Consider the following 24,767-nt stretch of genomic DNA (forward strand, 5'->3'; position numbering starts at 1 on the left):
TCGCGTGAAATAGCCAACCCGCTATTTGAACAGCAGTGCCACCGCCAGCAGACTCAGGAAGGCGAACAGCAGGCGCCGGAAGCCTTCCTCGCTGATGCGCCGCCGCAGGAGCCCGCCGGCGTGCAGGCCGATGAACATGGGCACCAGCGCCACCACCGACCAGCCCACTTCGAACCAGCCGAAGCGCTCCCACCACAGCATGGATGCGTACATGGGCACCGAGCCGCACAGGTAGACGACGCTGATGCTGCCCACGAACTCGTCACGCTTGAGGCGCAGCGCCATCAGGTAGGCAATGATCACCGGGCCGGTGAGGGTGGAGATGCCGCCCATGATGCCGGCCAGCGCACCCACCAGCGGACCCGCCCAGCGCTCATGCCGAGGCGGGATCTCGCCCGTCGGGCGCAGCGCCATCAGCACCACCGCACTGAGCACCGCCAGCGCCACCAGCGTGTTGAAGGTCTGGACCGACAAGCCCTGGCTGAACCGCACGGTGAGCACCGTGGCCACCAGTTGCGCGACGATGAGTCCGACGAAGCGCCTGGCATGCGCCAGCTGGCCGCACTGCCAGGCCTGCCACAGGTTGGACAGCAGCACCGGCACCATCAGCACGCCCATGGCGCGCGGCGCCGGCATCAGCAGCGACAGCATGGGTACCGCCACCAGCGGCAGCCCCACGCCCAGCGCACCCTTGACCACGCTGCCGAAGACCACGATGGCCGCACAGGTGGCCAGCAGGCCGGCCGCGGCCAGCAGGGCCGTGTGCTCGAAGGGCACTTACTCGGCCTTCAGCTCGGCGGCCTTGCCCGCCGTCGCCATCGCCTTGTTCTCCCGCTCGATCTCACGGCGGTAGGCGTCCGGGCCCGCGCCCACCGGCTCGATGCCCGCGGTCTGCAGCTTCTCCACCACCTCGGGCGCCTTCACCGCCTGCGCGATCTCTTCGCTCAGTCGCTTGATGGCCTCGGGCGAGGTGCCGGCGCGGCCGAGCACGCCGACGGTGACCGAAAAGTCGAACCCGGGGATCACCTCGGCAATGGCGGCCACGTCGGGCGCCTGCGGCGAGCGCTTGGGCGCATTGGTGCCGATGAGCGTGACCTGGTTGTTCTTCACGAAGCCGGCCATGGAGGGCAGGGCGGCGAACAGGAAGTCCACCTGCCCGCCCAGCAGCGCCGGCACCGACTGGCCCGAGCCGCGGAAGGGCACGTGGCGCACGTCGAGCTTGAGCTCGTGCTTCATCGCCTCCATCGTGAGGTGGTGCGTGCTGCCGATGCCCGAGGAGCCATAGGTGTAGGTGCCGGGATTGGCGCGCACCTTGGCGAGGAACTCGTTGAGGTTCTTCACGCCGGTCTTGGGATGCGCCACCAGGAACAGCGGCGAGCGCGCGACCAGCGACACCGGCACCAGCTCCTTGCCCACCGAGTAGGTGGCGGCCTTGTTGATCTGCGGCGTGATCGACAGCATGGAGCCATCACTGACGATGAACTGGTGGCTGTCGTTGGGGCCGTTCATCAGCGCCTGGTAGGACACGATGCCGTTGCCGCCGGGCTTGTTGTCCACCACCACCGACTGGCCCATGCGCTCGGTGAGCTTCTGCGCCACGATGCGCGCCACCGTGTCCGGCAGCCCGCCCGGGGCATAAGGCACGATGAACTTGATGGGCTTGCTGGGGAAGGCTTCCTGGGCCAGCAGGGCGTGGGGGGCGGCGACAACCAGGGCAAGGCCCAGTGCGGCCAGGGTGCGGCGTTTCATCGGATGATCTCCAGGGTTGCATCGCCGGCGTGCCGGCCTGCCGGGCCAGCGCATCAACCCGGCGACGGGTGGTTGTTTTCTTAGCGATCTAAGATAATATCAATTCTTTCAACCCGCTTGATGTGTGTCAAGCGAGCTAACCCCTTCAGCGGGTATGCGGAGTGTGTTCCATGACCGAAGCCGAATCCCTTCGTCCCTTGAGCGTCACGCGCAAGGAAACCATCGCCCGGGACATCCACCTGTTCGAGCTGCGCGACGCGCAGGGCGCGCCCTTGCCGCCGTTCACCGCGGGCTCGCACCTGGCGGTGCGGGTGCCGGGCGGGGCCATGCGCCAGTATTCGCTGTGCAATGACCCGGCCGAGACCGACCGCTACCAGATCGCCGTCAAGCGCGACGAGCAGGGCCGTGGCGGCTCGATGTCGCTGGTGGATGGGGTGCAGGTCGGCGACGAGCTGATGGTGGGCACGCCCACCAACCTGTTCGAGCTCAACGACAAGGCCAAGAGCTTCGTGCTGGTGGCCGGCGGCATCGGCATCACGCCCATCATGGCCATGATGCGCACGCTGCAGGCCGAGGGCCTGCGCCCCTTCAAGCTCTACTACTTCACGCGCGACCCCGAGGGCACGGCTTTCCTCGACGAGCTCAAGGGCGGCGAATTCGCCGGCAAGGTGGTGATCCACCACGACCACGGCGACCCGGCCCGTTCGTACGACCTGTGGAAGATCTTCGAGAAGGTCGCCAGCGGCGCGCACGTGTACTGCTGCGGACCCAACGGCCTCATGGACGCGGTGCGCGACATGACCGGGCACTGGCCCACCACCGCGGTGCACTTCGAGAGCTTCGGCGGCGACACCAAGCCACACGCCGACGACAAACCCTTCGACGTGCAGTTGCGCCGCAGCGGCATCACCGTGCAGGTGGGCGCGACCCAGACCATCCTCGATGCCGTGCGCCAGGCCGGCGTGAAGGTGGCCAGCTCCTGCGAGAGCGGCACCTGCGGCACCTGCAAGACGCGGCTGCTGGAAGGCCAGGCCGACCACCGCGACCTGGTGCTGATGGAGGAAGAGCGCGGCGACCAGATCATGGTCTGCGTCTCGCGCGCCTGCTCCGACACCTTGGTGCTGGACCTGTGAGCGCCGCCGTGTCCGATCCGCTGCGACTGGGCGTGCTCGGCCTCGGGCGCGCCTTCACGCTGATGCTGCCCACCTTCCGGCGCGATCCGCGCGTGCGGCTGGTGGCTGCCTTCGACCCGCGCGAATCGGCCACGCAGGCCTTCGGCCGCGAGTTCGGAGGCCGCGCCTGCGAGACCGCCGAGGCGGTGTGCGCCGATCCTGCGGTGGAGTGGGTCTACGTGGCCACGCCGCACCAGATGCACGTGGAGCACGTGCAGCTCGCGGCGCGGCACGGCAAGCATGTGATCGTGGAGAAGCCGATGGCGCTGGCGATCCCCGACTGCACCCACATGATCGACGCCTGCCGCGCCGCCGGCACGCACCTGGTGGTGGGCCACAGCCACAGCTTCAACACCCCCGTGCTGCACGCGCGCCGGCTGATCGACAGCGGCCGCTTCGGCGCGGTGCGCGCCATCCACGCGCTGAACTTCACCGACTTCCTGTACCGGCCACGCCGGCCCGAGGAGCTCGACACCGCGCAGGGCGGCGGCGTGGTCTTCAGCCAGGCGGCGCACCAGGTGGAAGTGGTGCGGCTGCTCGGCGGCGGCCTGGTGCACTCGGTGTGCGCGCGCACCGGCCGCTGGGACCCGGCCCGGCCCACCGAAGGCGCCTACAGCGCCTTGCTCACCTTCCGCTCGGGCGCCTTCGCCAGCCTCACCTACAACGGCTACGGCTACTACGACAGCGACGCGCAGATGGATGGCGTCGGCGAGATGGGCAAGCCGAAGGCGCCCGGCACGCACCAGCAGACGCGCCGCAAGCTCGCCGCCGCCACCGATGAAGCCGAGGAGGCGCGGCTCAAGGCCGAGCGCAACTTCGGCGGCTCGGCCTACGTGCCCGACGATGGCGCCGCGCCCGATGCGTTCCAGCATTTCGGGCCGGTGCTGGTGTCCTGCGACGGCGGTGACCTGCGCCTGACCCCGCGCGGCGTGGAAATCCACGACCGCGAGGGCCTGCGCTTCGATGCGCCACCGGTGCCGCCGGTGCCGCGCAGCGAAGTGGTGGACGAGCTGTGGGCCTGCACGCGCGAAGGCCGTGTCCCGCTGCACGACGGCGCCTGGTCGCGCGCCACCCTGGAAGTCTGCCTGGCCATCCTCGAATCGGCCCGCGGGGGCGGCGATATCATCCTCGGCCTCCAGACCGAGCTGCCCTTCCCATGACCCACGGCAAAGACACCCAGCAACTGCTGCAGCACTGGCGCGAATCGGTGCCCGACGACCGCCTGGCCCACCTGGTCCGCGACGTGGCGCGGGCGCAGATGCGGGCGCTGCAGCACCGGCTGGCGCAGCACGGGGTGTCTTTCGGCCACTGGACCTTCCTGCGCATCCTCTGGATCCGCGATGGGCTCACGCAAAAGGAATTGAGCGATGCGGCCGGCGTGATGGAGCCCACCACCTTCAGCGCCGTCAAGGCCATGGAGCAGATGGGCCTGATCGAGCGCCGGCAGCTCGCGGGCAACCGCAAGAACATGCACGTGTTCCTCACGCCGGCGGGGCGCGCACTGGAGAGGAAGCTGGTGCCGCTGGCCGAAGAGGTGAACCACATCAGCATCCGCGGGCTGTCGGACAAGACGGTGGCCACGCTGCGCAAGGCGCTGCTGGCGATCATCGAGAACCTGGCGGCGGATGAGGAAGTGGAGCCGGATCAGGAGCTGGCGTAGGGCCGCGTCCGCGCGGGGACGGCGTGGCCGGGGAAGATGTTCTTGCGCTGGTTGGGCGCTCCAGCCGTGCTTCGATCCCGTGCGGCCCGGCCGCCCACGATCGGATATCGTCCGGCCCATGAGCCCCATCCTCCAGATCCGTCCGCAGGGCCCGCGCTGGGAAACGGCCGACCCGTTCCTGTTCTGCGTCCACCACCACGACCACTACCCCCGATCCGACGGCGCCTTCGGTCCGGCCGCTTCGCTGGCCGGCCGCGACGTCGGGCAGGACTTCAGCGGCAGGGATGGCTGGAGCATGTACCACGGTGATCACGTGCCGGGCTTTCCGGCGCATCCGCATCGCGGCTTCGAGACGGTGACGCTGGTGCGCCGGGGCCTGATCGACCACAGCGACTCGCTGGGGGCGATCGCCCGCTTCGGCGAGGGTGACGTGCAGTGGGTCACGGCCGGCAGCGGCCTGGTGCATTCGGAGATGTTCCCGCTGCTGCATGCCGATCGTGACAACCCGGTCGAGTTGTTCCAGATCTGGCTCAACCTGCCACGCAGCCACAAGATGGCAGACCCCAACTTCACCATGCTCTGGGCCGACCGCCTGCCACGCGCCGTGTTCCACGACGAGCAGGGCCGGGCCACCGAGCTGGTGCTGGTGGCCGGGGCCTTGGGTGAGCTGCGGCCACCGCCGCCGCCGCCCGATTCCTGGGCGGCGCAACCGGGATCGGACCTGGCCATCTGGACCCTCCGGCTGGAGGCCGGCGCGCGCTGGACCTTGCCTGCCGCCGCATCGGATGGGTTGAGCCGGGTGCTGTATGTCTTCAACGGCGCCGAGGCCGACGTCGCGGGCCAGCGCGTGCAGCCCACCGTGGGCATCCACCTGCGCGCGGACGCGCCCGTGCCGCTGCAGGCCGGTGCATCGGGGTGCGAGTTCCTCCTGCTGCAGGGCCGCCCGATCAACGAACCGGTGGCCCAGTACGGCCCCTTCGTGATGAACGACCAGGCCGGCGTGATGCAGGCCATGCAGGACTACAGGCGCACGCAGTTCGGTGGCTGGCCCTTCGAGAGTGCGGCTCCGGTGCACGGAACGGACCCGCGGCGGTTCGCGCGGTATCCGGACGGGCGGGTGGAGAGGGCGGGGTAGTCGGGCGAACCGGGCAGCATCGACCCGCCGGGGCCGGGATCCTCGACGGGTGGTGCCGGTTGCACAAGTCCCGCCTACTGCAGCTTGATGTCCAGCTTCTTGATCAGCGGCTCGAATTGCGCCGCCCGCACCTCGAACTGTTTGCGCGTCGCGGCGCCGTCGAGGAATTCGACCTCGAAGAACATCTCGGTCAGGAGCTTGGAAATCTCCGGGTCCTGCGTGGCCTTGCGGGTGGCGTCGGCCAATCGGCGCACGGCCGCCGCGGGCGTCTTGGCCGGCACCCAGTACGAGATGTAGTCCTTCGCCACCAGCTCCGGAAAGCCCTGCTCGACCACCGTGGGGATCTCCTTGCGGAAAGGCGAGCGGTTATCGGCCGTCACCGCCAGCGCGCGGATGGCGCCGGTGTCGATCTGCTGCGCGGCCAGCGAGGTCAGCGGCATGATCGCCACCTGGATGTGGTTGCCCACCAGCGCGGTGAGCTCGGGCGCGATGCCCGCGTAGTGGCTGGGCGGCATCGCCGCGTCGGCCACCTTGGCGGTGGACTTGTACAGCTCGAACAAAAAGTGCCCCCCGGAGCCCACGCCCGTGGTGCCGTAGCTCAGGCGCTTCGGGTTCTTGGTGGCGTAGGCGGCGAGTTCCTTGAGGTTGTTCACCGGCAGGTCCTTGTTCACCAGGATCACCAGCGGGTAGTTGCCGTACGAACCCACCGGCACGAAGTCCTCCAGGAAGGTGGAGGTGATCTTCGAGTTCATCTTGTGCACGAAGCCCAGGCCCTGGCCGGCGGCGGCGAAGATGTGGTGGCCATCCGGCGGCAGCGCCATGAGCGACTGCCACGCCACCACGCCGTTGGCGCCGGGCCGGTTCACCACCACCACCGGCTGGCCCAGCTCGGTCTTCCACTTCTCGGCGATCTTGCGGCCCACGATGTCCACCGCGCCACCGGGCGGGAAGGGCACGATGATCTGCACCGGCTTGGTCGGGTAGGCGTCCTGGGCCATGCCTGCGGCCGGCAACAGCGCGGCGCCCAATGCCCAGGCGAGGTGTTCTCTGCGGTTCATGCTTGTCTCCTGTCGTGTTGAAAAAAAAGAGGTCCTAGCGCAGCACGGCGACCTGCTTGCGGCGCACCAGGTCCATGTCCACCTGCACACCCAGGCCGGGTCCTTTGGGCGGGTGCACCAGCCCCTGGCCGTCGATCTCGATGTCGTCGATCACGGCGTACTTGTTGTTGGCGTCCGGCAGCAGCACTTCGAAATACTCGCAGTTGTGGATGGCCGCGGCCACGTGCAGGTTGGCCACGTTGTTCAGCGAGTTGCTGCCGTGGTGGATCTCGTAGTTCATGCCGAAGGCCTCGGCCAGGTGCGCGGTCTTGAGCATGGTGGTGATGCCGCCCTTGAAGGCCACGTCCCCGCGCAGGAAGTCGGTGGCCTGCGCCATCAGCCACGGCGCATAGGTGTCGAAGCCGGCAAAGGGCAGCTCGGTGGCCATGAGGGGGATGTCCAGCTTCTGTCGCAGCTTGACGTAGTTGGGAATGGACCACTCGCCCAGTGGATCCTCCAGCCAATGGAACTTCAGCTCCTCCAGCGCGCGCCCGACGCGCACCGCGGTGGGATAGTCGTAGCTCCAGCTCGCGTCCAGCATCAGCACGTGGTCGTCGCCGACGGCGCGGCGCACCGCCTGGCAGGTGGCGATGTCCTGCTTCCACGGGTGCGGCGCGTGGATCTTGTAGGCACCCACGCCGCGAGACTTCCAGTGCAGGGCCTCTTCGCAGTACGAGTCGATGTCGTCGCGCGCCGGCGAGCTGGCATAGGCCGGCAGGCCGTCGCGGAAGGTGCCGATCAGCGCGTGGATCGGCAGGTTGGCGGCCTGGCCGGCGATGTCCCACAGCGCCACGTCCATGGCGCCCACCGTGCGCACCGATGCCGCGCGCACGCGGCCCCACATGCGGCGGAACAGGCGCTCGCGCTCCAGCGGGTTCTGGCCCATGACGATGGGCTTGAGGATGTCGACCAGGCGCTGCACGTCGAACTCGGCCGGCGCGACCGGCGAGCCGATGAACGAGCGTCCGACGGGGCCCTCGTCGGTGTGGACCTGCAGCAGGGCGAGCTGGCACGAATCGCCGCTGGAGCGCACATGGGCCGAGTAGCGCAGCGGGACCAGCCCGTCCCAGGTGAAGACGGTGACGGTGACGTCGGTGATTTTCATGATGGAGCGCTCACCGCAGTTCGGTGATGGTGTTTCGGCGGATCAGGTCGAAGTCGATCTCGGCGCCCAGGCCCGGCGCGGTGGGTGCATGCATGAAGCCCTGCGCGTCGACCACCGGATCGTTCAACAGGGCGTAGCGATGCGAGGCCATCGGCAGGATCATCTCGAAGAACTCGCAGTTGCGGATCGCCATGGCCACGTGCAGGCCGGCCAGGTTGTTCATCGAGTTGCCGCCGTGGTGCACTTCGTACTGCAGGTTGAAGGCCTCGGCCAGGTGCGCGGTTTTCACCATGGTGGTGATGCCGCCCTTCATGGGCACGTCGCCGCGCAGGTAGTCGGTGGCGCGCTCGGTGATCCAGATCGGGTAGGTGTCCAGGCCGCCCGAAGGCAGCTCGGTCGCCATCAGGGGCACGTCGAGTTTCTGGCGCAACTTGGCGCAGTTGTAGATGTCGTTCTCGGTGAGCGGGTCCTCGTACCAGCGGAAGCCCATGCGCTCGATGGCGCGGCCCACGCGCACCGCCTCGTCGAAGCGGTAGGCGAAAGACGCGTCCAGCATCAGCGGGTAGGCATCACCCACGGCCTCTCGCACGCGCTCGCAGATCGCCACGTCGGCGGCGGCGTCGCCCACCGGGTGGATTTTGTAGGCCTGGTAGCCCTGGGCCTTGAACTCGAGCGCCTGCTCGGCATAGGCCTGCGGCGAAGCCAGCTTCTGCGAACTGGCGTACACCGGGATGGCGTGCCGGTAGCTTCCCAGCAGGCGGTGGATCGGCAGTCCTGCGGCCTTGCCCGCCAGGTCCCACAGCGCCACGTCCATCGCGCCCAGCGGCTTGAGGTTGAAGGTGCGCGACCAGCGCGCCATGAGCTGGTGCAGGCGCTCGCGGTCCAGCGGGTCCTGCCCCATCAGCAGAGGTTTCAGCCCTTCGACCAGCGCCTTGGCTTCCAGCCCTGCGGGCCGCATGGCCGAGCCCAGGAAGGAGTGGCCCTCCAGCCCGTCGTCGGTGGCGATGCGCACCAGGCCCAGTTCGCTGCGGCCCGAGGTGTTGGCCAGATGGGCGGCGTAGGCGGTGGGCGGCAGGCCCTCGAAATGGAACAGCGTGAGGCTGATGTCGGTGATCTTCATGTCATTGATTCCGCATGAGGGCAGGCCCCGCCACCCAGGGCCACCGCGGAACCGGCTCCGCCGGGCCGCTGGTGGCGCCCCTTGAGGGGAGCCGCCGAAGGCGCTTCGGGGTGGGCCTTATTCGATCCGGCTGGCGCGGATCACCGGGGTCCACAGCGCGATGTCCTTGCGGATTTGCTCCGTGAAGGCCTCGGGCGACATCGCGGTGGCGATCTGGTCGGGGCCGAGCACGTTGCGCACCGGCTGGGTGGACATGGCCGCGACGATGGCGGCGTGCAGCCGGTCGATGATGGGTCGCGGCGTGCCGGCCGGCGCGGCGAAGCCGTGCCAGTAGGTGAATACGTGCTCGGGGAAGCCGGCTTCGCGGAAGGTGGGCACGTCGGGGAAGGACGGCAGGCGCTCGGCGCTGGAGGTGGCGATGACCTTGAGCGCACCCGATCGCACATGCTGCTGGGGCGTGGCGATGCTGCCGGCGAACAGCGGCAGGTGGCCGCCCAGCACGTCCAGCACCGCCGGGTTCTCGCCCTTGTAGGGGATGTGCTCGAAGCGGATGCCCGTGTCGGCCTTGATCTTTTCCATCAGCAGGTGCGGCGAGCTGCCGTTGCCCGAGGTGCCGTAGCTCAGGCTGCCCTGCTTGCGGGCCAGGTCCATCAACTCCTTGAGGTTGTTGGCCGGGAAGTCGCGCTTGACGGTGAGCGACACCGGCGAGCGGAAGGTGGTGGTGATGGGCTGGAAGTCCTCCAGCTTGTATCGCACGTCCTTGTAGACCACCAGGTTCGTGGAAATGGTGGGATAGCCCAGGTACAGCAGGGTGTAGCCGTCTGCCGGCGACTTGGCCACCAGCTCGGCGCCCAGTGCCGAGTTCGCGCCGGGACGGCTCTCCACGATCACCGGCTGGCCCAGCACGCTGCGCAGGTGCTCGGCGATGCCGCGCGCCAGTGCGTCGGCGCTGCCGCCCACGGTGTAGGGCAGGATGATGCGGATCGGCTTGGACGGCCAGGCGCCCTGCGCCACCAGGCCGGGCGCGGCCGAGGCGGCGCCGAGGGCGGCGAGGGATGAAAGGATCTGGCGCCGGTTCAGGCTCATGCGTGTCTCCGTGGAGGGTTGGAGGAATCGGCCAGCCGCAGCCGGCCGCTGGGTGTGGCGCCCTCGTCGAGCGTGTCGAGGATGGGGGCCACGCGTTGCAGGGACTGGCGGATGTGGCTGGCCATGGCCTTGCGAGCGGCCGGGCCGTCACCGGCGACCAGCGCGTCGAGCAGGCGCGCGTGTTCGGCAATGGCTTCCTCGGTCACGCGCGAGTGGAACAGCACGCGGAACAGGTGCATATGGGTGTGCAGCCGCGCCAGGGTCTCGGCCATCAGCTCGCCGCCGCCGACCCGGGCAATCAGCGCGTGAAAGCGTGCATCGGCATTGGCGAACTTGCCGTAGGCCAGCTGCGCCTCCTCGGCCGATGGGCGGGCCATGGCCTCGGCCAGCGCGGCCAGCTCGGCGCGCCCTGCGGCCGTGAGGGCGGTGGCCGCCCGCTCGGCCGCATAGGGTTCGAGCAGCAGGCGCAGTTGGTAGATCTCCTCGAAGCGCTGGCGCGAGGGCAGGGGGGCGGCACTGAAGCCGACCAGGTGCGTCTTGTTCACCAGCCCTTCGGTTTCCAGGCGGATCAGCGCGGCGCGGATCGGTGTCTGCGACACGCCGAGTTCGCGCGCCAGCTGGTCCACCCCGATGCGCGCGCCCGGCGGGATCTTCAGCGAGATGAGCCGCGACAGCAGCACCTCATAGACGTCGTCCCCCACGGAGGAGCGCCGCGCCAGCAGCGCGGCGGCGTCGTGCTCGCTGGCATCGAAGGGGGTCACGGGGCGGTTCACGAAGGTCGCGGGAAGTTCGGCTTGACGTGCGGCGGATGCTACTCAGACAATGGCCGATATGCAATATCCGATCGGATCTTTTCAGTGACAGCCCAGGTCCTCGTCGACTCCGGCCTGGCGTTCGCGACCGCGGTGCAGGCCTTGCAGGCCTGCGGCGTTCCCGCCGATGCGGCCCGCACCCAGGCCGAGCTGTTGGTGGAAGCCGAGCTGTGCGAACGCCCCTCCCACGGCCTGATGCGCCTGCCGCGCGTCCTGCAGCGGGTGCGCAGCGGCGCCTGCGATCCCGCGGCTCGGGGCGCTGGCCAGTGGCGCGGCGGCAGCTACCTCGAAGTCGATGGCCAGAACGGCCTCGGGCCCGTGGTGGCCAACGCCGCGCTCGATGCGATCCAGCCGCGGGCGCGCGAGACGGGCGTGGCGCTCGCGGCCATTCGCCGCAACAACCACCTGGGCATGCTGGGCTGGTACGCCGAGCGGGTGGCACGCGCGGGCCAGGTCCTGCTGGCCCTGTCCACCAGCGAGGCGCTGGTCCATCCCTGGGGTGGCCGGCAGGCCCTGGTCGGCACCAATCCGATCGCCATCGGCGTGCCGGTCGCACCCCATCCCTTCGTGCTCGACATGGCCACCAGCCGCGTGTCCATGGGCGAGATCCACGACCGTGCGCAACGCGGCCAGGCCATCCCCGGCGACTGGGCGCTGGACGCCGCCGGTGATTCCACCACCGACCCGGTCGCGGCGCGCGAGGGCGCCATCGCGCCCTTCGGCGGCGCCAAGGGTTATGCGCTCGGCCTCGCATTCGAGTTGCTGGTCACCGCGCTGACGGGCGCGGCGATCGGGCGTGCCGTCAAGGGCACGCTGGACGCCACCGAGCCGTGCAACAAGGGCGACCTGTTCCTGGTCATGCAGCCCGACTCGTCGGCCGCCGCCTCGCTGTCGGCCTACCTGGACGAGATCCGCTCCTGCCCGCCGGCGCACCCGGACCGGCCGGTGCTGGTGCCCGGCGACCGTGCCCGCGAGCGCCGCGAGCGGCGCCTCGCCCAGGGGATCGAGTTGCCCGCGACGCTGTGGCGGGAGATCCAGGCGCAGGCCGACCACACCCCTTCCTGAGGAAACCACTGCATGCAAAGCACTTTCGGGCTGATGCGCTCGCCGCAAGCCATCCTGTTCGGGCCCGGCCAGCGCCACGCGGTCGGCCGCGTCGCCCGCGCCCTCGGCCGGCGCGCCCTGGTCTGCACCGACCAGCGGCTGTCGACCGACCCGCAATTCGCCGCCTTGCGGCAGTCGCTGCTCGATGCCGGCGCCGAGGTGCTGGTGTACGACGGCACGCAGCCGGAGCTGCCGATGGACGGCGTGCTCGAGTGCGTCGCCCTGGCGCGGCCCTTCGCGCCTGAGCTGGTACTGGGCATCGGCGGCGGCAGCTGCATGGACATGGCCAAGCTGGTGAGCCTGCTGCTCGCCCATCCCGGCACGACGCTGGACGACTGCTATGGCGAGTTCAAGGTCCCCGGCCCGGTGCTGCCGGTGATCGCCATGCCCACCACCGCCGGGACCGGCTCCGAGGTGACGCCGGTGGCCGTCGTGGCCGACCAGCGGCGCGACCTGAAGGTGGGCGTGTCCAGTCCGCACCTGATCCCGCACACCGCCATCTGCGATCCCGAGCTCACGCTCAGCTGTCCGCCCCGCCTGACGGCCTGGGCCGGCGCGGACGCCCTGACCCACGCCATCGAGGCCTTCACCGCCACCCGGCGCGAGCCCACGCCCGAGCTGGGCCTGGAGCGGGTTTTCGTCGGCAAGAACCTGCTCAGCGACGCCTGCGCGCTGGCGGCCATCTCCGCGCTGTCGCGCCACCTGCCTCGCGCGGTGCAGGACGGCAGCGACCTGGCCGCGCGCGCCGGCGTGATGTTCGGCGCCCTGCAGGCGGGCCTGGCCTTCGGCACCGCGGGCACCGCGGCCGCCCACGCGATCCAGTACCCGGTGGGCGCCATCACCCACACCGCCCATGCCGTGGGGGTGGCGGTGCTGATGCCCTACGTGATGGCCTTCAACCGGCCGGCCTGCACGGCATCGTTCGCCCAGATCGCCGCGGCCATGGGCGTGCACGCCGCCTCGGAAGCCGCCGCCGCCGACGCCGCCATCGAGGCCGTGGCCGGTTTGCTGCAGCGCATCGGCATCCCGTCCACCCTGGCCGAACTCGGGCTCGATCCGCAGCGTGCCGCCTGGGTGGCCGAACAGTCGATGCTGGCTGCGCGCCTGGTGACCAACAACCCGCGCCCACTCGATGAGGCCGCCATGGCGCGAATCGTCCAGGCCGCACTCGGCGGCGAGCGCCAAGCCCTGTCTCCACCCTGACTCCTAGCCCCTGATTACTAGCCACGCCATGTCCATCGCCCCCGACTTCCCCATCCGCGACCTGCCCACCGACCTGTTCATCGGCGGCCGCTGGCGTCCGTCCTCCAGCGGCCGCCGCATCGAGGTGATCGACCCTTCCACCGAATCCGCCATTGCGAGCGTGGCCGACGCCACGCTGCAGGACGCGCAGGCGGCGGTGGACGCGGCGGCCGCGGCCGGCGCCGCCTTTGCCCGCAAGCCTCCGCGCGAGCGGGGCGAGATCCTGCGCCGCTGCTTCGAGCTGATGATCCGTGACAAGGACCGATTGGCCGAGCTCATCTCGCGCGAGAACGGCAAGGCCCTGCACGACGCGCAAGGCGAGGTCGCCTATGCAGCCGAGTTCTTCCGCTGGTTCGCCGAAGAGGCGGTGCGGCTGGATGGCCAGCTGGCGCTCGCGCCCTCGGGCGCCAACCGCATCCTGGTGCAGCACGCGCCCATCGGCGTGTGCGTGCTGGTCACGCCCTGGAATTTCCCGGCCGCCATGGCCACCCGCAAGATCGCTCCCGCGCTGGCGGCCGGCTGCACCTGCGTACTCAAACCGGCCACCGAGACGCCGCTCACGGCCTACGCCATCGCCGCGCTGCTGCAGGAGGCGGGCGTGCCCGACGGCGTGGTGAACGTGCTCACCACGTCCACCGCCGGCAAGGTCGTCGACGCCATGCTGGCCGATGCGCGGGTGCGCAAGCTCTCGTTCACCGGGTCCACCGAGGTCGGCCGCGTGCTCCTGCGCAGCGCCGCCAACGGCGTGGTGAACTGCTCGATGGAGCTGGGTGGCAATGCGCCTTTCCTCGTGTTCGATGACGCCGACCTCGACGCCGCGATCGAAGGCGCCATGGTCGCCAAGATGCGCAACGGCGGCGAAGCCTGCACCGCCGCCAATCGCTTCTACGTGCAGCGCGGCATCTATGAGCGTTTCGCGCAGAAGCTGGCCGAGCGCATGGCGGCGGTGAAGGTGGGCGAGGGCGCCGACCGCGGTACCGGTTGTGGTCCGCTGGTCAATGCGTCGGCCGTGGCCAAGGTGCACGAACTGGTCGAGGACGCGACGCAGCGCGGCGCGCGCGTGCTGGTGGGCGGCCAGCGGCCTGATCGCGTCGGGCACTTCTACCTGCCCACCGTGCTGGCCGATGTGCCGCGCGAGTCGCGCCTGCTGCACGAGGAGATCTTCGGCCCCGTCGCGCCCCTGGTCGCGTTCGACGAGGAAGACGACGCGATCGCCCAGGCCAATGCCACCGAGTACGGCCTGGTCGCGTATGTCTACACGGGGGACCTGGCGCGCGGCCTGCGGGTCAGCGAGCGGCTGGAAGCCGGCATGGTGGCCCTGAACCGCGGCCTGGTGTCCGACCCGGCGGCGCCCTTCGGCGGCGTCAAGCAAAGCGGCATCGGCCGCGAAGGCGGCCACCACGGCATCCTCGAGTTCACCGAGACCAAGTACATCGCCACGCAGTGGTGAGGCCGTGCGGCAGTAGCCCGGGCATTCGGGCTGCCGGCGGCCGCCATGCGCGGCGCGCCCGCCGAGAAACCGGACAGCCGCCGGCGTGGGCGCCGACATGCGCTGTCGATGTAACAACCGCCCAGCTGCGGGTAAGTCCTACGGCCCAGCAGAGCGACACACCCGAGCATGGGCACATGTTCCGGGGAAGGAGACGTCCCCGATCGCCAAGAAAGGGAGCAGGTCATGACATCACGTGAATCGGCCCAGGCAACACCATTTCGCGCGCAACCTTTCCGGTGCACCGCCGTGCGGGGTTCCTGCATCCACACCAGCTGCGGCACGCTCGTGTACCGCAGCGCCGGGCTGCCCCTGCCCACGGCTGGGCAGGTCTTCTACGCCCGCCACAACCGCCGCTCCGGCTGCTGGGCGCAGGTCAGCGCCTGAGGCGCGGCGCTGCGGGTCAATGGCTGGCGCCTGAAGCCCCTGCATCGGCCACGACGGGGCCCTGGCCAGCGCGGAAGCGCCAGCCCGCCGTCGGCAGGTCGGCGCCAGCGGCCACTGCGGCGGCGTCCGCGTCCGCCCGCACGCCCAGCTTGCCGGGGTTCATCAGGCCGTACGGATCCATCGCCTGCTTGAACGCAGCGTCTTGCGCATCGATCGGTTTCATGCCGCCTTCGCGGACGCCGAAGGTGTGGTTGTTGGCCACCTGCGCGCCGTCGTCGGCCATGCCGCGCATCACACCCGCCAAGTGCGCGGCGTCTCGGTAGGCGAACAGCGGCATGCCCTGGAAGCCCAGCTGGCCGTCGAATCGCTTCACCTCGAAGTGCATGCCGGCGTCCTGGCCCAACCGGCGGTGGGTGCGCAGCATCGCGCCGATCGCGTCCGGCTCCAGGTAGAGGCCGATCGTGGTCACCAGGCCCGGCTGCGAACGCTCGGCCTGCTGTCGTGCATGGCCCCACGAGAACTCGTAGAGCGGGCTGTTCCAGGGGCCGCGGCCTTCAGCGGCCTGGGCCGAGATGCGCCCGCCGAACTCGGCGACCAGGGCTGCGAAAGAGGCGGCGAACGGTTCCGCCACCATGGTGAGCACGGTGCCGTCGCAGCCCTCGTCGCCGAAGGGGCGCAACCCCTGCAGCAGCCTGATGGTGCGTGCGTTCATCACCGAGATCAGCTTGGTCGGCAGCCCCGCCGAGCTGGCCAGGGCCTGGGCGAAGCGCAGCGCGGCCTCGAAGGCGGGGAACACCACCAGGTGCTCGCGCCAGGGCCATGCCGGCGCCAGCGGCATCTCCACCTCCGTGACGATCCCGTTGCTGCCATAGGCGTGGTGCACCAGATTCACGCAGTCGCCGGTGAGCTGCACGGTGCGTGGCTGCTCCTCGATGCTCACCACTTCCATGCCGAGGATGTTGCCGCGGTCGCGCAGGATGCCCCAGGTGCAGCTGCCGACGCCGGCATGGCCGCCGCCGATATAGCCGCCGATGGTGGCCACGCGCCGGGTGGAGGCGTGCATGCGCAGCTCCCCACCCTGTGGCCCGGTCACCTCGTCGATGGCCTGCAGCCGCGCACCGGCTTCCGCGCGCACGGCGCCGGGCCGTGTCCACAGCACGCGCTTCAGTGCCGTCATGTCGACCAGCGCTCCGCCGTGCAGCGGGATGCCCTGGCCGAAGTTGCAGGTGCCGGCACCGCGCATCAGCAGCGGCATGCGGGCGCTGGCCGCCGCCGCGGCCACCCGCAGCACGTCGGCCTTGTCGCGCGGCCGCACGACCAGGTCGGCGACATGCTCCAGGGCGTCCTGCTTCATCACCGGGCTGAAGTGCGCCGTCATGTCGCGGCTGCGGCGGCGCACCTGTTCGGGATCGGTGACCACCGGCACGTCGCCGAGCAGCGCGAGAAAGGGCGTGATGTCACGCTTCATGTCATGCGTTCCTTTGCAGCAGCGCGCGCACGGCGTCGCGGCTCTGCCGTCCGAGTTCGATCAGGTCCATGCCGGGCATGGCGCCGTCGCGCACGATTTCGCGCCCGGCGACGAAGAGGTGGCGCAGGTCGGCCCGGCCGCCACTTGCGACCGGGGCGATGGCCGGGTCGTGCAGGCCGAAGTAGCGCGGGTCCCGGTCCAGGCCATAGATGGCGATGTCGGCGGCCTGGCCCGGCGCCAGGGTGCCTACCGCACCCAGGCCCAGCACGCGGGCGCCGCCGGCCGTGCCCCACCGGACCACGTCCTCCACCGTGGTGGCGGCGCTGTCGCCTTCACCGGCGCCGCCGCGCACCTGGGCGACGGCATCCTGGCCGTCGCGAGCCCGTGCCATCAGCCAGGCCGCGTGGATCTCCGAGATCATGTCGGCGGCCTCGTTCGATGCCGCGCCGTCCACGCCGATGGACACCGGCGAGCCGGCGGCCTCCAGCGCCCGCACCGGCGCGATGCCGCTGCCCAGGCGGCCGTTGCTCTGGGGGCAGTGCGCGATGCCGGTGCCGGTGCGCCCGAGCAGGGCGATCTCCTCCGGGTCGAGCTTGACCAGGTGCGCGAACCAGACGTCGGGCCCGAGCCAGCCGATGCGCTCGCACAGCTCCACCGGCCGCAGGCCGTGCTGGCGCTGCACGGTGTCCTGGTAGTGCACCGTCTCCGACAGGTGCGAGTGCAGGCGCAGCCCGAGCGCGCGACCGACCCGGGCCGCCTCGCGCATCTCCTCAGGGCGCATCGAGTGCGGCGGCGTCGTCGGTGCCATCACCACGCGCTGCATGGAATCGGCGGCCGGGTCGTGGAACTCGCGCACCAGGCGGCCGACGTCCTGCAGGAAGGCGTCCAGCGTCTCGGGCCGGGCCGCCGGCGGCAGTTCGTCGCCAGGCTGGCGCGCCAGCGTGCCGCCGCCCCGGCACAGCACGAAGCGAAGGCCCAGGCGCGCGGCTTCCTCGAACAGGATCGCGGAGCTGTCGTAGGGCATGCCCGGGAAGTAGTGGTAGTTGTGGTCGGCCACCGTGCCGCAGCCCGAGAGCGCGAGTTCGACCAGGCCGATGCGCGCCGCCAGGCGGAAATCGTGCTCGCTCATGCGGGGACGCAGCCGCATCGGGGTGGCCAGCAGCCAGGGCGAGAGCGTGGCGTTCAGGCCCGCTGGATCGCCTTTGAGCAGCGACTGGAACAGGTGGTGATGGGTGTTGACCCAGGCCGGATACACCACGCAGCCGCTGGCATCGACCTGTTGCTCGCCGGGCTCGGGCCGCAAGCTGCCCATCTCGACGATGCGTCCCTTGCGCACCCGCAGGTCGCTGCCCTCGGCTCGGGCCGCGGTGCCGGAAAGCCCGGTGAGGACGGCGCTGGCATGCCGGATCAGCATATCGCTCATCGCACCACCTCGCCTTGTGCGCGAGGCGTGCCGCGGTGCACTTCCTCTTCGCCGTGGGCCCTGAGCAGGTCCATCAGCTGGCGTCGGATGATCAGGCCCGGCTTGTCGGAGGGCATGTGGAACTCGACTTTGCGGGTGGTGTCGACGCAGGCGTCGGCATCGGTTGCCTCCAGGATGTCCCGGTCCTCGGCGGTAATGGCCGCATCCCAGTCGATCAGCTCCTGCGTGCTGCACTGGTCCTCGCGGTCGTTCCGGTACAGCCACTGGACCAGCATCATGCGGTCGTCGTCGATGGGCGTGGCGCAGTTGTAGATGACGTGCTGGGTGCCGCTGGCGGGATAGCTGCAGCCGAAGCGCCGCGAGAAGGGCAGGTAGTACCGGTTGACCAGGTGCCGGTGCGTGATCGGCTCGGTGGTGCCGGTGACGCGGTGGCTTTGCACCGGGTTGCGGATCGGCACCGTGGTCTCGGCCTCGAAGCCGTAGTCGGTTTCGGTGAAGCGGTAGGGCGCGGGTTCGGGGTTCTCGAGGATGCCGAAGTTGGCCTTGTGCACGTACGAGAAGTGCGAGTTGTCGAACGAGTTCTCCATCATCCGCAGCGGGCTGGTCTTCCACTCCTCGTAGAACTGGAAAATGCGGCGAAAGCCCGGCTGGCCGTCCTCGGGGAACAGCGGGATCGGGCGCAGCGGATCGTCCAGCGCCACCCAGACGTAGCCGTACTTCTCCTGCGCACGGTAGGCGGGGACGCGCGCCTGTGGCGGAACGGAAGCATCCGCCGCCTGGGGGATCTTCACGCAGGCACCGGTGCAGTCGTAGGTCCAGCCGTGGTAGCCGCAGACGATCTGGCCGTCCTGCACGAAGCCGCGCGAGAGCCGTGCGGTGCGGTGGCAGCAACGGTCACGCAGGGCGGCGGGCGTGCCGTCGGCCTGCTTCCACAGCACCAGGTCTTCGCCCATCAGGCGAAAGGGCTTGGGTCCGTCGTCGAGCGCTGACATGGGCATGAGCGCGTACCAGAAGCGGCGCAGCACGCGTTGGCGGGTGGTCAGCATGTGGCGGCCTCCGCAAGCGACTGGGGCGCGGGCCATCCATGCGACTCGTGTTCGCCGTGCTCGCGCAGCAGCTCCAGCAGGCGTCGGCGCATGATCATCCCGGGACGGTCGCTGGCCATGTTCTGCTCGTCGCGGCGGCCGATGTCCACCGGCGCGTCGGGATCGACCGACTCCAGGATCACCTGGTCCTCCAGCACCACGCGGGTGTCCCACTCATTGAGCAGGGCCGCGGGGCAATCGGCTTCGGTGTCGTTGCGGTACAGCCACTGGATCAGTCGGACCTGCCCGTCGTCGATGGGCGTGGCACAGGTGTAGATGGTGTGGCGCACGCCGCTCGGGTAGGCCAGCCCCAGCTTGCGCAGGAAGGGCAGGTGCCACTGGTTGGAGAAGGTGCGCGTGGTGGTGGGCTCGGTGCTGCCGGTGATGCGGTGCGACACCGGCGGATTGTTGATCTCCAGCACCACCCGGGCCTCGAAGCCGTAGGTCGTTTCCTCCAGCGCGAAGTGCTTCGGCTTCGGCTGGTCGCCCTGGCCGAAGGTGCCGACGTGCACGAAGGCGAAGTGCGCGGTGTCGAAGGAGTTCTCCATCATGCGCAGCGCGCCGGTGCGCCAGGTCTCGTCGAACTGGTGGATGCGCCGGTGGCCCAGGCTTTCCTCTTCGGGTTCGGGCAGCGGCATCAGCGGGTCGTCCAGCGCCACCCAGGCATAGCCGAAGCGCTCCTGGCAGCGGTAGCCCGGCACCTGCGCACCGGGTGGCACGGCGGCCGACGGCGCCTGCGGAATGCGCACGCAGGCGCCGCGGGCGTCGTAATGCCAGCCGTGGTAGCCGCAGACGAGGTGGTCGCCCTCGACGAATCCCTTGGAGAGGCGGGCGGTGCGGTGGCAGCAGCGGTCGCGCAGGGCCGCGGGGCTGCCGTCGGCCCGCTTCCACAGCACGATGTCCTCGCCCAGCAGCCTGAACGGCCGCGGGCCCGAGGCGAGTTGGTCCATCGGCGTCACGGCGTACCAGAACCGCCGCAACACCGGTTGTCGCGTCACGAGCATGGGTGGGTCCTCGTGCGCGGGTCAGGGCTTGGCGGCCTTGACGAACTGCAGCGTGTAGGCGTCCTTCCAGTTGGCCATCGGCTTGAGCAGTTCGCCCTGCACCATCAGCTCGTAGGTCTTCTGCCAGCGCGCGTCGGTCATCGTTCCCGGCCCCATCCTGGCCGCGTCGCCGCCGTCGAAGAACTTCATGTCCTTCATCACCTTGTGGCTGTAGGCGAGCGTTCCGTCGTCCATCTTGGGGTTGTCCTTCTTGATCAGGGCATTGCCGGGCGCCGGGTCCTGCAGGTAGCTCTTCCAGCCTTCCAGCGTGGCCGTGACGAAGCGCCGCACCACGTCGGGCTTGTCCTTCACGATCTTCTGCATGGCGACGATGGTGTTGCCGTAGGGCGGGTAGCCCTCGTCGGCGAACAGGAAGAACTTGACCGGCTGGCCGGCCTGCTGCGCGGTATACGGCTCCGAACCGGGGTATCCCTGCTGCACCGTGTTCTTGTCGGCGAAGAACGGCTGCATGTTGAAGGTGTAGGGCCGGGTCTGTTCGTCGGTCAGCCCGTACTTGGCCTTCAGCCACGGGTACCAGGAGGTGCGGGCGCTGGTCGCCATCAGGATGGTCTTGCCCTTCAGGTCGGCCAGGCTCTTCACGTCGGGGTGCGTGACCATGCCCTGCGGCTCGAACTGGAACACCGCGGCCACGGTGACCAGCGGGATGCCGGACTGGATGCCGTTCAAGGTCTGGAAGTCCTTGCCCATGAGGAAATCGGCCTGCCCGGCGGCGAGCAGTTGCACGCCGTTGACCTGCGGCCCGCCCATCTTGACGGTGACGTCCAGGCCGTGTTTCTTGTAGATGCCGTTGGCGACGGCCTGGTAGTAGCCGCCGTGTTCGGCCTGGGCATACCAGGAGGTGAGGAAGGTGACCTTGTCCTGGGCCTGCGCGGCGAGGGCGGCGGTGGCGAGGGCAATGGCGGTGAGGGTGGATTTCATGGAGATTCTCCGGTTTCGGGTTGACGAAAAACCAGAGCAATGACCCGCGGCGCTGAGGCGGCCGCTGCCTGCTTCTACTCTGCGTGGAATCCGATGCAGGGACCGTGCCAGACGGCTCGCGCGCCCTGCGCGGCTTTCGGCGGGCACGGCCGGTGCGTGGCGCACCAGCCGTGTGCGCACCTCAATCGCGCGACAACTCGCTCGCGTGCCACGAGCCCAGGGCCAGCTTCGACAGCCAGGCCATGGCGGCGAACAGCGCCACGCCGGCCAGCGAGATCAGCAGCAGGGCGGCGAACATGCGCGGGATGTTCAACTGGAAGCCGGCGAACAGGATCTGGTAGGCCAGCCCGGTGCTGCTGCCGCCCGTGCCGGCCACGAACTCGGCGACCACGGCGCCGATCAGCGCCAGCCCGCTCGAGATGCGCAGGCCGCCGAAGAAGTACGGCAGGGCGCTGGGAATGCGCAGGCGCCACAGCGTCTGCAGCCGGTTGGCGCGGTTCATCGCGAAATAGCTTTGCAGGTCGGGGTCGATGCTGCGCAGGCCCAGCGTGGTGTTGGAGATGATGGGGAACAGCGCCACCAAGGTCGCACACACCACCAGCGAAGCCGTGGGGTTTTTGACCCAGATGATGATCAGCGGCGCCACGGCCACGATGGGCGTGACCTGCAGCAGCACGGCGTAGGGGAAGAGGGCGGTTTCGATGCGCCGGCTCTGCACGAACACGAACGAGATCAGCACCCCCAGCACCACCGCGCACAGGAAGGACAGCAGGGTGATCTTCATCGTGAACAGCAGCGAGGCGCCCAGCGTCTGCCAGTCGGCCACCAGCGTCTGCAGCATGAGCACCGGCGAGGGCACCAGGTAGGCCGGCAATTCGAAGCCGGTGACCAGGCCCTGCCACAGGCCCAGCAGCACCACGGCCACCAGGGCGGGATACAGGACGCGTGCGTAGTGGGTGCGGATCATCGTGCGGGCTCCTCATCGCCGTCCTGGCTGGCACGCAGGAGGCTGTCCTGCAACTGGCGCGCATAAGCCGCGAAACGCGGGGTCACCATGAAGTCGGGGCTGCGCGGGTAGGGCTCGTCGATGCGCACCTCCTCGACCACGCGGCCAGGGCGGGCCGCCATCATGATCACGCGGTTGGACAGGTACACCGCCTCATGGATCGAATGGGTGACGAAGACCACGGTGAGCTTCTTCTGCCGCCACAGCTGCAGCAGCTCGCTGTCCAGCTTGTGGCGGGTGATCTCGTCCAGGGCGCCGAAGGGCTCGTCCATGAGCAGCAGCTGGGGCTGCACCACCAGGCTCCGGGCGATGGACGCGCGCATCTGCATGCCCCCCGACAGGTTGCGCGGCAGCGCCTTGGCGAAGCGCGCCAGGCCGACCAGCACCAGCGCCTCGGCCACCCGGGCGTCGGCCTCGGCTCGAGGCACGCCGGCCAGGTCGAGCGGCAGCCGCACGTTGGCCTGGACGCTGGCCCAGGGCATCAACGTGGGCGACTGGAACACGAAGGCCAGCCGCTTGCCCGTCTCGTCGAGACGGTCCACCGGCTTGCGCCACAGCAGCAGCCGGCCGTCGGTCGGTGCCAGCAGGCCCGCCACCATCTTCAGCAGCGTGCTCTTGCCGCAGCCGGAGGGACCGAGCAGCGTGACAAACTCGCCTTCGGCGATCTTCAGGTCGACCGGCTTCAAGGCTACGGTGCCGTTGGGATAGGTCTTGTGCGCCGAGAGCACCTCGATGGCCGCCGGCACTTCGGCCAGGACGACGGGCGACTCCCGTTTCATGGCCGGCCCTCCGTCGGATGGCCGGGCCGTGCCGGCCGGCAAGGCGGCAATGTGCGATGGGGGGTGGGATTCATGCAGGCCTCTGTCGGTGGAACGAGCGGCTCGATGCAAGTTGTGGGCCCGGGAGCCCGTCCGCACGGTCGGCGCAGCCACCCAATTCCAACCTGGTGCGCGTGCCCTGCGTTGGCACGCGGTGCACCAGGCCCGCCCCTTTGGCGTCCGCCCGGACTCAGGCGTTCAGCGGCCGCCGGTACCCGATCAGGCGGGCGGCCCAATACCGCTCGTGCACCGAGTTCAGGCGCACGGTGCCGCCGGTGCTGGGGGCATGCACGAAGCGCGACTGGCCGATGTGGATGCCGGCGTGCGTGGCCACGCCGCCGCCGCCGAAGATCACCAGGTCGCCTGAACGCAGGTGCGAGGCCGCAATGGGCTGGCCCCACTCGCTGATCGCGCGCACCGTGCGCGGCGGCGCGATGCCCGCCACGCGCCGGTACACATAGACGATCAGGCCGCTGCAGTCGAAGCCGCCCTGGGGTGTGTTGCCGCCGTAGCGATAGGGCGTGCCCACCAGGGCCATGGCCTGCAGGCTCGCCTCGAGCGCCTGTTCGTCGGTCATGGCCGAAGGCGCGGGCGTCTCGGCCAGGCCGGGTGATGCGTCCCGCGGCCGGGTCGCGCAACCGGCGAGGCCGGCGATGGCGATGGGTCCCAGGGACAGGAAGGTGCGGCGGTACAACATCGGGGCGTGGTCCATGCGGGGTAGCGGCGATTGTGGCCCGGTGGGTCAGCCGCGTGTCGGGCGGCCCCCAGGCTTGCGGCGCGCAACCTGCAGGCGCAGGGCTTCGGCCATCAAGGCGGCGGCGCCGGCCAGTTCCTGGTCACGCCGGTAGGTGATGCCCACCGGGCCCTCGGTGTCCGCCATGTCCAGATCGAGCGCGCGCACGGGCACATCGTGCAGCCCCTGGGCCAGGCTGGAGGGGACGAACCACACCGCGTCGCTGCGCTGCAGGTGCTGCGCAGCGAAGGTGGTGTCCACGGTTTCGAGCACGCAGCCGGACAAGGTGACGCCTCGAGTGACCAGCCAGGCATCGAGCGTGCGGCGGATGACGGTGCCCACCGTCGGCAGGATCACGTCCTGGCCGTCCAGTGCCTGGGGCCGCAGCCGTCGCTGCCGGGCCAGCGCGTGGCCTGGACGAACCACCGCCACCAGCGGCTCGGAGAACAGGTGCTCGAAGTGCAGGTTCATCATGTCGGCCGGTTCCGCCAGGCGGCCGAACACGAAGTCGAGTTCGCCCTGGCGCAGGCGGCTCATGAGCTGGGCGTTGGTGCCGCTGGCCACCCGCACCAGCAGCCGCGGATGGCGCTTGCGCAGCGACTGCAACGCCAGGGGCAGCAGCGTGACCGAGACGTTGGGCAGCGCGCCGAGCGATACGCTCGGTTGCTGCACCAGCGGCTGCCCGGCGGCAGCGTCCAGGCCCTCGCGCAGGTTGCGCAGGCTGGCGCCGGCATGCTCGGCCAGCACGCTGCCGGCGGGCGTGAGGTCGACCCCGCGCGGGTGCCGATGCAACAGCTCGCGGCCAACCAGCGCTTCGAGTTCGGCGATGGTCTTGGAGACCGCGGGCTGGGTCAGCGCCAGCACCTCGGCGGCCTTGAGCATGCTGCGCTCCTGGGCGACCACGACCAGGCAGTGCAGGTGACGCATCTTGATGCGGCTGGTGTTCATCGCTCGTGTTCCATGGACCGGCGCAGTATGCCCGGTATGACGGCCTGGAATACCTGCTTGCGCGAAACGTCATTTGATCCGGTGCGGCGCAGCCGATAACCTGCCGGTTTCGTGATGGCGGCGTGGCCCGATGGCCGTCCAGCCGC

At 69.9% G+C, this 24,767-nt stretch carries 24 protein-coding genes; 8 read left to right on the plus strand and 16 right to left on the minus strand.

What is annotated here, in order from left to right; genetic code table 11:
* Positions 1 to 21: 21 nt before the first annotated feature.
* Together JI739_RS10985 and JI739_RS10990 are read right to left on the minus strand one after the other, a co-directional pair.
* Complete coding sequence (locus JI739_RS10985) at positions 22 to 777, minus strand: sulfite exporter TauE/SafE family protein (protein ID WP_201683938.1); 756 nt, start codon at positions 775 to 777, stop codon at positions 22 to 24.
* Positions 778 to 1,749 carry a Bug family tripartite tricarboxylate transporter substrate binding protein gene (locus JI739_RS10990; RefSeq protein WP_201683939.1) on the minus strand — a complete coding sequence of 324 codons (972 nt, stop codon included), beginning with the start codon at positions 1,747 to 1,749 and terminating at the stop codon, positions 778 to 780.
* Positions 1,750 to 1,919: 170 nt separating this feature from the next.
* Here JI739_RS10990 and JI739_RS10995 point away from each other — a divergent pair, with 170 nt between their 5' ends.
* From JI739_RS10995 to JI739_RS11010, 4 genes are all read left to right on the plus strand, one after another.
* The gene (locus JI739_RS10995) at positions 1,920 to 2,882 is read left to right on the plus strand and encodes a PDR/VanB family oxidoreductase (protein WP_201683940.1); all 963 of its coding nucleotides are present in this window, start codon (positions 1,920 to 1,922) and stop codon (positions 2,880 to 2,882) included.
* 8 nt (positions 2,883 to 2,890) lie between these two features.
* Entirely contained in the window at positions 2,891 to 4,081 is a 1,191-nt protein-coding gene (locus JI739_RS11000; protein WP_354003708.1) for a Gfo/Idh/MocA family protein, read from the plus strand.
* Positions 4,078 to 4,581, plus strand: coding sequence for a MarR family winged helix-turn-helix transcriptional regulator (locus tag JI739_RS11005; RefSeq protein WP_201683941.1), 504 nt, complete (start codon positions 4,078 to 4,080; stop codon positions 4,579 to 4,581). The genes JI739_RS11000 and JI739_RS11005 overlap by 4 nt, the downstream gene beginning before the upstream one ends.
* Before the next feature lie 118 nt (positions 4,582 to 4,699).
* Positions 4,700 to 5,716, plus strand: a complete 1,017-nt coding sequence (locus JI739_RS11010) for a pirin family protein (protein WP_201683942.1) — start codon at positions 4,700 to 4,702, stop codon at positions 5,714 to 5,716.
* A 74-nt stretch (positions 5,717 to 5,790) separates the two neighbouring features.
* On the opposite strand, the gene JI739_RS11015 is transcribed toward JI739_RS11010, so the two are convergent.
* The 5 genes from JI739_RS11015 to JI739_RS11035 form a co-directional block, all read right to left on the minus strand.
* A complete protein-coding gene (locus JI739_RS11015) occupies positions 5,791 to 6,774 on the minus strand; it encodes a Bug family tripartite tricarboxylate transporter substrate binding protein (RefSeq protein WP_201683943.1) in 984 nt (327 codons plus the stop codon).
* Positions 6,775 to 6,808: 34 nt separating this feature from the next.
* Positions 6,809 to 7,918, minus strand: coding sequence for an enolase C-terminal domain-like protein (locus tag JI739_RS11020; RefSeq protein WP_201683944.1), 1,110 nt, complete (start codon positions 7,916 to 7,918; stop codon positions 6,809 to 6,811).
* 10 nt (positions 7,919 to 7,928) lie between these two features.
* Positions 7,929 to 9,038, minus strand: coding sequence for an enolase C-terminal domain-like protein (locus JI739_RS11025; RefSeq protein ID WP_201683945.1), 1,110 nt, complete (start codon positions 9,036 to 9,038; stop codon positions 7,929 to 7,931).
* A gap of 117 nt (positions 9,039 to 9,155) precedes the next feature.
* A complete protein-coding gene (locus JI739_RS11030; protein WP_201683946.1) occupies positions 9,156 to 10,124 on the minus strand; it encodes a Bug family tripartite tricarboxylate transporter substrate binding protein in 969 nt (322 codons plus the stop codon).
* On the minus strand, positions 10,121 to 10,885 hold the full coding sequence (locus JI739_RS11035) for a GntR family transcriptional regulator (protein WP_354003709.1): 765 nt from the start codon (positions 10,883 to 10,885) through the stop codon (positions 10,121 to 10,123). Before JI739_RS11035 ends, JI739_RS11030 begins: the two co-directional genes overlap by 4 nt.
* 96 nt (positions 10,886 to 10,981) lie before the next feature.
* Here JI739_RS11035 and JI739_RS11040 point away from each other — a divergent pair, with 96 nt between their 5' ends.
* From JI739_RS11040 to JI739_RS11055, 4 genes are all read left to right on the plus strand, one after another.
* Positions 10,982 to 12,001 carry an Ldh family oxidoreductase gene (locus JI739_RS11040; protein ID WP_354003710.1) on the plus strand — a complete coding sequence of 340 codons (1,020 nt, stop codon included), beginning with the start codon at positions 10,982 to 10,984 and terminating at the stop codon, positions 11,999 to 12,001.
* A 12-nt stretch (positions 12,002 to 12,013) separates the two neighbouring features.
* Entirely contained in the window at positions 12,014 to 13,243 is a 1,230-nt protein-coding gene (locus JI739_RS11045; RefSeq protein ID WP_201683948.1) for an iron-containing alcohol dehydrogenase, read from the plus strand.
* A gap of 28 nt (positions 13,244 to 13,271) precedes the next feature.
* Positions 13,272 to 14,732: an NAD-dependent succinate-semialdehyde dehydrogenase gene (locus JI739_RS11050; protein WP_201683949.1), complete on the plus strand. Its 1,461-nt coding sequence runs from the start codon at positions 13,272 to 13,274 to the stop codon at positions 14,730 to 14,732.
* A gap of 225 nt (positions 14,733 to 14,957) precedes the next feature.
* Positions 14,958 to 15,158, plus strand: a complete 201-nt coding sequence (locus JI739_RS11055; protein ID WP_201683950.1) for a hypothetical protein — start codon at positions 14,958 to 14,960, stop codon at positions 15,156 to 15,158.
* A 16-nt stretch (positions 15,159 to 15,174) separates the two neighbouring features.
* Here the strand turns inward: JI739_RS11055 and JI739_RS11060 are convergent, their stop codons facing one another.
* The 9 genes from JI739_RS11060 to JI739_RS11100 form a co-directional block, all read right to left on the minus strand.
* A complete protein-coding gene (locus JI739_RS11060) occupies positions 15,175 to 16,626 on the minus strand; it encodes an FAD-binding oxidoreductase (RefSeq protein ID WP_201683951.1) in 1,452 nt (483 codons plus the stop codon).
* A gap of 1 nt (position 16,627) precedes the next feature.
* Positions 16,628 to 18,049 (minus strand): amidohydrolase family protein, encoded by a 1,422-nt coding sequence (locus tag JI739_RS11065; RefSeq protein ID WP_201683952.1) that lies wholly within the window; start codon positions 18,047 to 18,049, stop codon positions 16,628 to 16,630.
* Positions 18,046 to 19,095: an aromatic ring-hydroxylating dioxygenase subunit alpha gene (locus tag JI739_RS11070; protein WP_201683953.1), complete on the minus strand. Its 1,050-nt coding sequence runs from the start codon at positions 19,093 to 19,095 to the stop codon at positions 18,046 to 18,048. Before JI739_RS11070 ends, JI739_RS11065 begins: the two co-directional genes overlap by 4 nt.
* Positions 19,089 to 20,138 (minus strand): Rieske 2Fe-2S domain-containing protein, encoded by a 1,050-nt coding sequence (locus JI739_RS11075; RefSeq protein ID WP_201683954.1) that lies wholly within the window; start codon positions 20,136 to 20,138, stop codon positions 19,089 to 19,091. The genes JI739_RS11070 and JI739_RS11075 overlap by 7 nt, the downstream gene beginning before the upstream one ends.
* A 21-nt stretch (positions 20,139 to 20,159) precedes the next feature.
* Positions 20,160 to 21,116, minus strand: coding sequence for an ABC transporter substrate-binding protein (locus JI739_RS11080; protein ID WP_201683955.1), 957 nt, complete (start codon positions 21,114 to 21,116; stop codon positions 20,160 to 20,162).
* 181 nt (positions 21,117 to 21,297) lie between these two features.
* Positions 21,298 to 22,083 (minus strand): ABC transporter permease, encoded by a 786-nt coding sequence (locus JI739_RS11085; protein ID WP_201683956.1) that lies wholly within the window; start codon positions 22,081 to 22,083, stop codon positions 21,298 to 21,300.
* A complete protein-coding gene (locus JI739_RS11090) occupies positions 22,080 to 22,901 on the minus strand; it encodes an ABC transporter ATP-binding protein (protein ID WP_201683957.1) in 822 nt (273 codons plus the stop codon). Before JI739_RS11090 ends, JI739_RS11085 begins: the two co-directional genes overlap by 4 nt.
* Before the next feature lie 229 nt (positions 22,902 to 23,130).
* On the minus strand, positions 23,131 to 23,652 hold the full coding sequence (locus tag JI739_RS11095; protein WP_236589486.1) for a C40 family peptidase: 522 nt from the start codon (positions 23,650 to 23,652) through the stop codon (positions 23,131 to 23,133).
* 30 nt (positions 23,653 to 23,682) lie between these two features.
* Positions 23,683 to 24,621, minus strand: coding sequence for a LysR substrate-binding domain-containing protein (locus JI739_RS11100; protein ID WP_201683958.1), 939 nt, complete (start codon positions 24,619 to 24,621; stop codon positions 23,683 to 23,685).
* Between the last annotated feature and the right edge of the window lie 146 nt (positions 24,622 to 24,767).

This window comes from Ramlibacter aurantiacus, from assembly GCF_016722895.1.
GTDB lineage: Bacteria > Pseudomonadota > Gammaproteobacteria > Burkholderiales > Burkholderiaceae_C > Ramlibacter > Ramlibacter aurantiacus.

Coding starts and splice junctions, on each gene's coding strand:
- JI739_RS10990 (WP_201683939.1), bottom strand. CDS start 1,749: ATGAAACGCCGCACCCTGGCCGCACTGGGCCTTGCCCTGGTTGTCGCC.
- JI739_RS10995 (WP_201683940.1), top strand. CDS start 1,920: ATGACCGAAGCCGAATCCCTTCGTCCCTTGAGCGTCACGCGCAAGGAA.
- JI739_RS11005 (WP_201683941.1), top strand. CDS start 4,078: ATGACCCACGGCAAAGACACCCAGCAACTGCTGCAGCACTGGCGCGAA.
- JI739_RS11010 (WP_201683942.1), top strand. CDS start 4,700: ATGAGCCCCATCCTCCAGATCCGTCCGCAGGGCCCGCGCTGGGAAACG.
- JI739_RS11015 (WP_201683943.1), bottom strand. CDS start 6,774: ATGAACCGCAGAGAACACCTCGCCTGGGCATTGGGCGCCGCGCTGTTG.
- JI739_RS11020 (WP_201683944.1), bottom strand. CDS start 7,918: ATGAAAATCACCGACGTCACCGTCACCGTCTTCACCTGGGACGGGCTG.
- JI739_RS11025 (WP_201683945.1), bottom strand. CDS start 9,038: ATGAAGATCACCGACATCAGCCTCACGCTGTTCCATTTCGAGGGCCTG.
- JI739_RS11030 (WP_201683946.1), bottom strand. CDS start 10,124: ATGAGCCTGAACCGGCGCCAGATCCTTTCATCCCTCGCCGCCCTCGGC.
- JI739_RS11045 (WP_201683948.1), top strand. CDS start 12,014: ATGCAAAGCACTTTCGGGCTGATGCGCTCGCCGCAAGCCATCCTGTTC.
- JI739_RS11050 (WP_201683949.1), top strand. CDS start 13,272: ATGTCCATCGCCCCCGACTTCCCCATCCGCGACCTGCCCACCGACCTG.
- JI739_RS11055 (WP_201683950.1), top strand. CDS start 14,958: ATGACATCACGTGAATCGGCCCAGGCAACACCATTTCGCGCGCAACCT.
- JI739_RS11060 (WP_201683951.1), bottom strand. CDS start 16,626: ATGAAGCGTGACATCACGCCCTTTCTCGCGCTGCTCGGCGACGTGCCG.
- JI739_RS11065 (WP_201683952.1), bottom strand. CDS start 18,049: ATGAGCGATATGCTGATCCGGCATGCCAGCGCCGTCCTCACCGGGCTT.
- JI739_RS11070 (WP_201683953.1), bottom strand. CDS start 19,095: ATGCTGACCACCCGCCAACGCGTGCTGCGCCGCTTCTGGTACGCGCTC.
- JI739_RS11075 (WP_201683954.1), bottom strand. CDS start 20,138: ATGCTCGTGACGCGACAACCGGTGTTGCGGCGGTTCTGGTACGCCGTG.
- JI739_RS11080 (WP_201683955.1), bottom strand. CDS start 21,116: ATGAAATCCACCCTCACCGCCATTGCCCTCGCCACCGCCGCCCTCGCC.
- JI739_RS11085 (WP_201683956.1), bottom strand. CDS start 22,083: ATGATCCGCACCCACTACGCACGCGTCCTGTATCCCGCCCTGGTGGCC.
- JI739_RS11090 (WP_201683957.1), bottom strand. CDS start 22,901: ATGAAACGGGAGTCGCCCGTCGTCCTGGCCGAAGTGCCGGCGGCCATC.
- JI739_RS11095 (WP_236589486.1), bottom strand. CDS start 23,652: ATGGACCACGCCCCGATGTTGTACCGCCGCACCTTCCTGTCCCTGGGA.
- JI739_RS11100 (WP_201683958.1), bottom strand. CDS start 24,621: ATGAACACCAGCCGCATCAAGATGCGTCACCTGCACTGCCTGGTCGTG.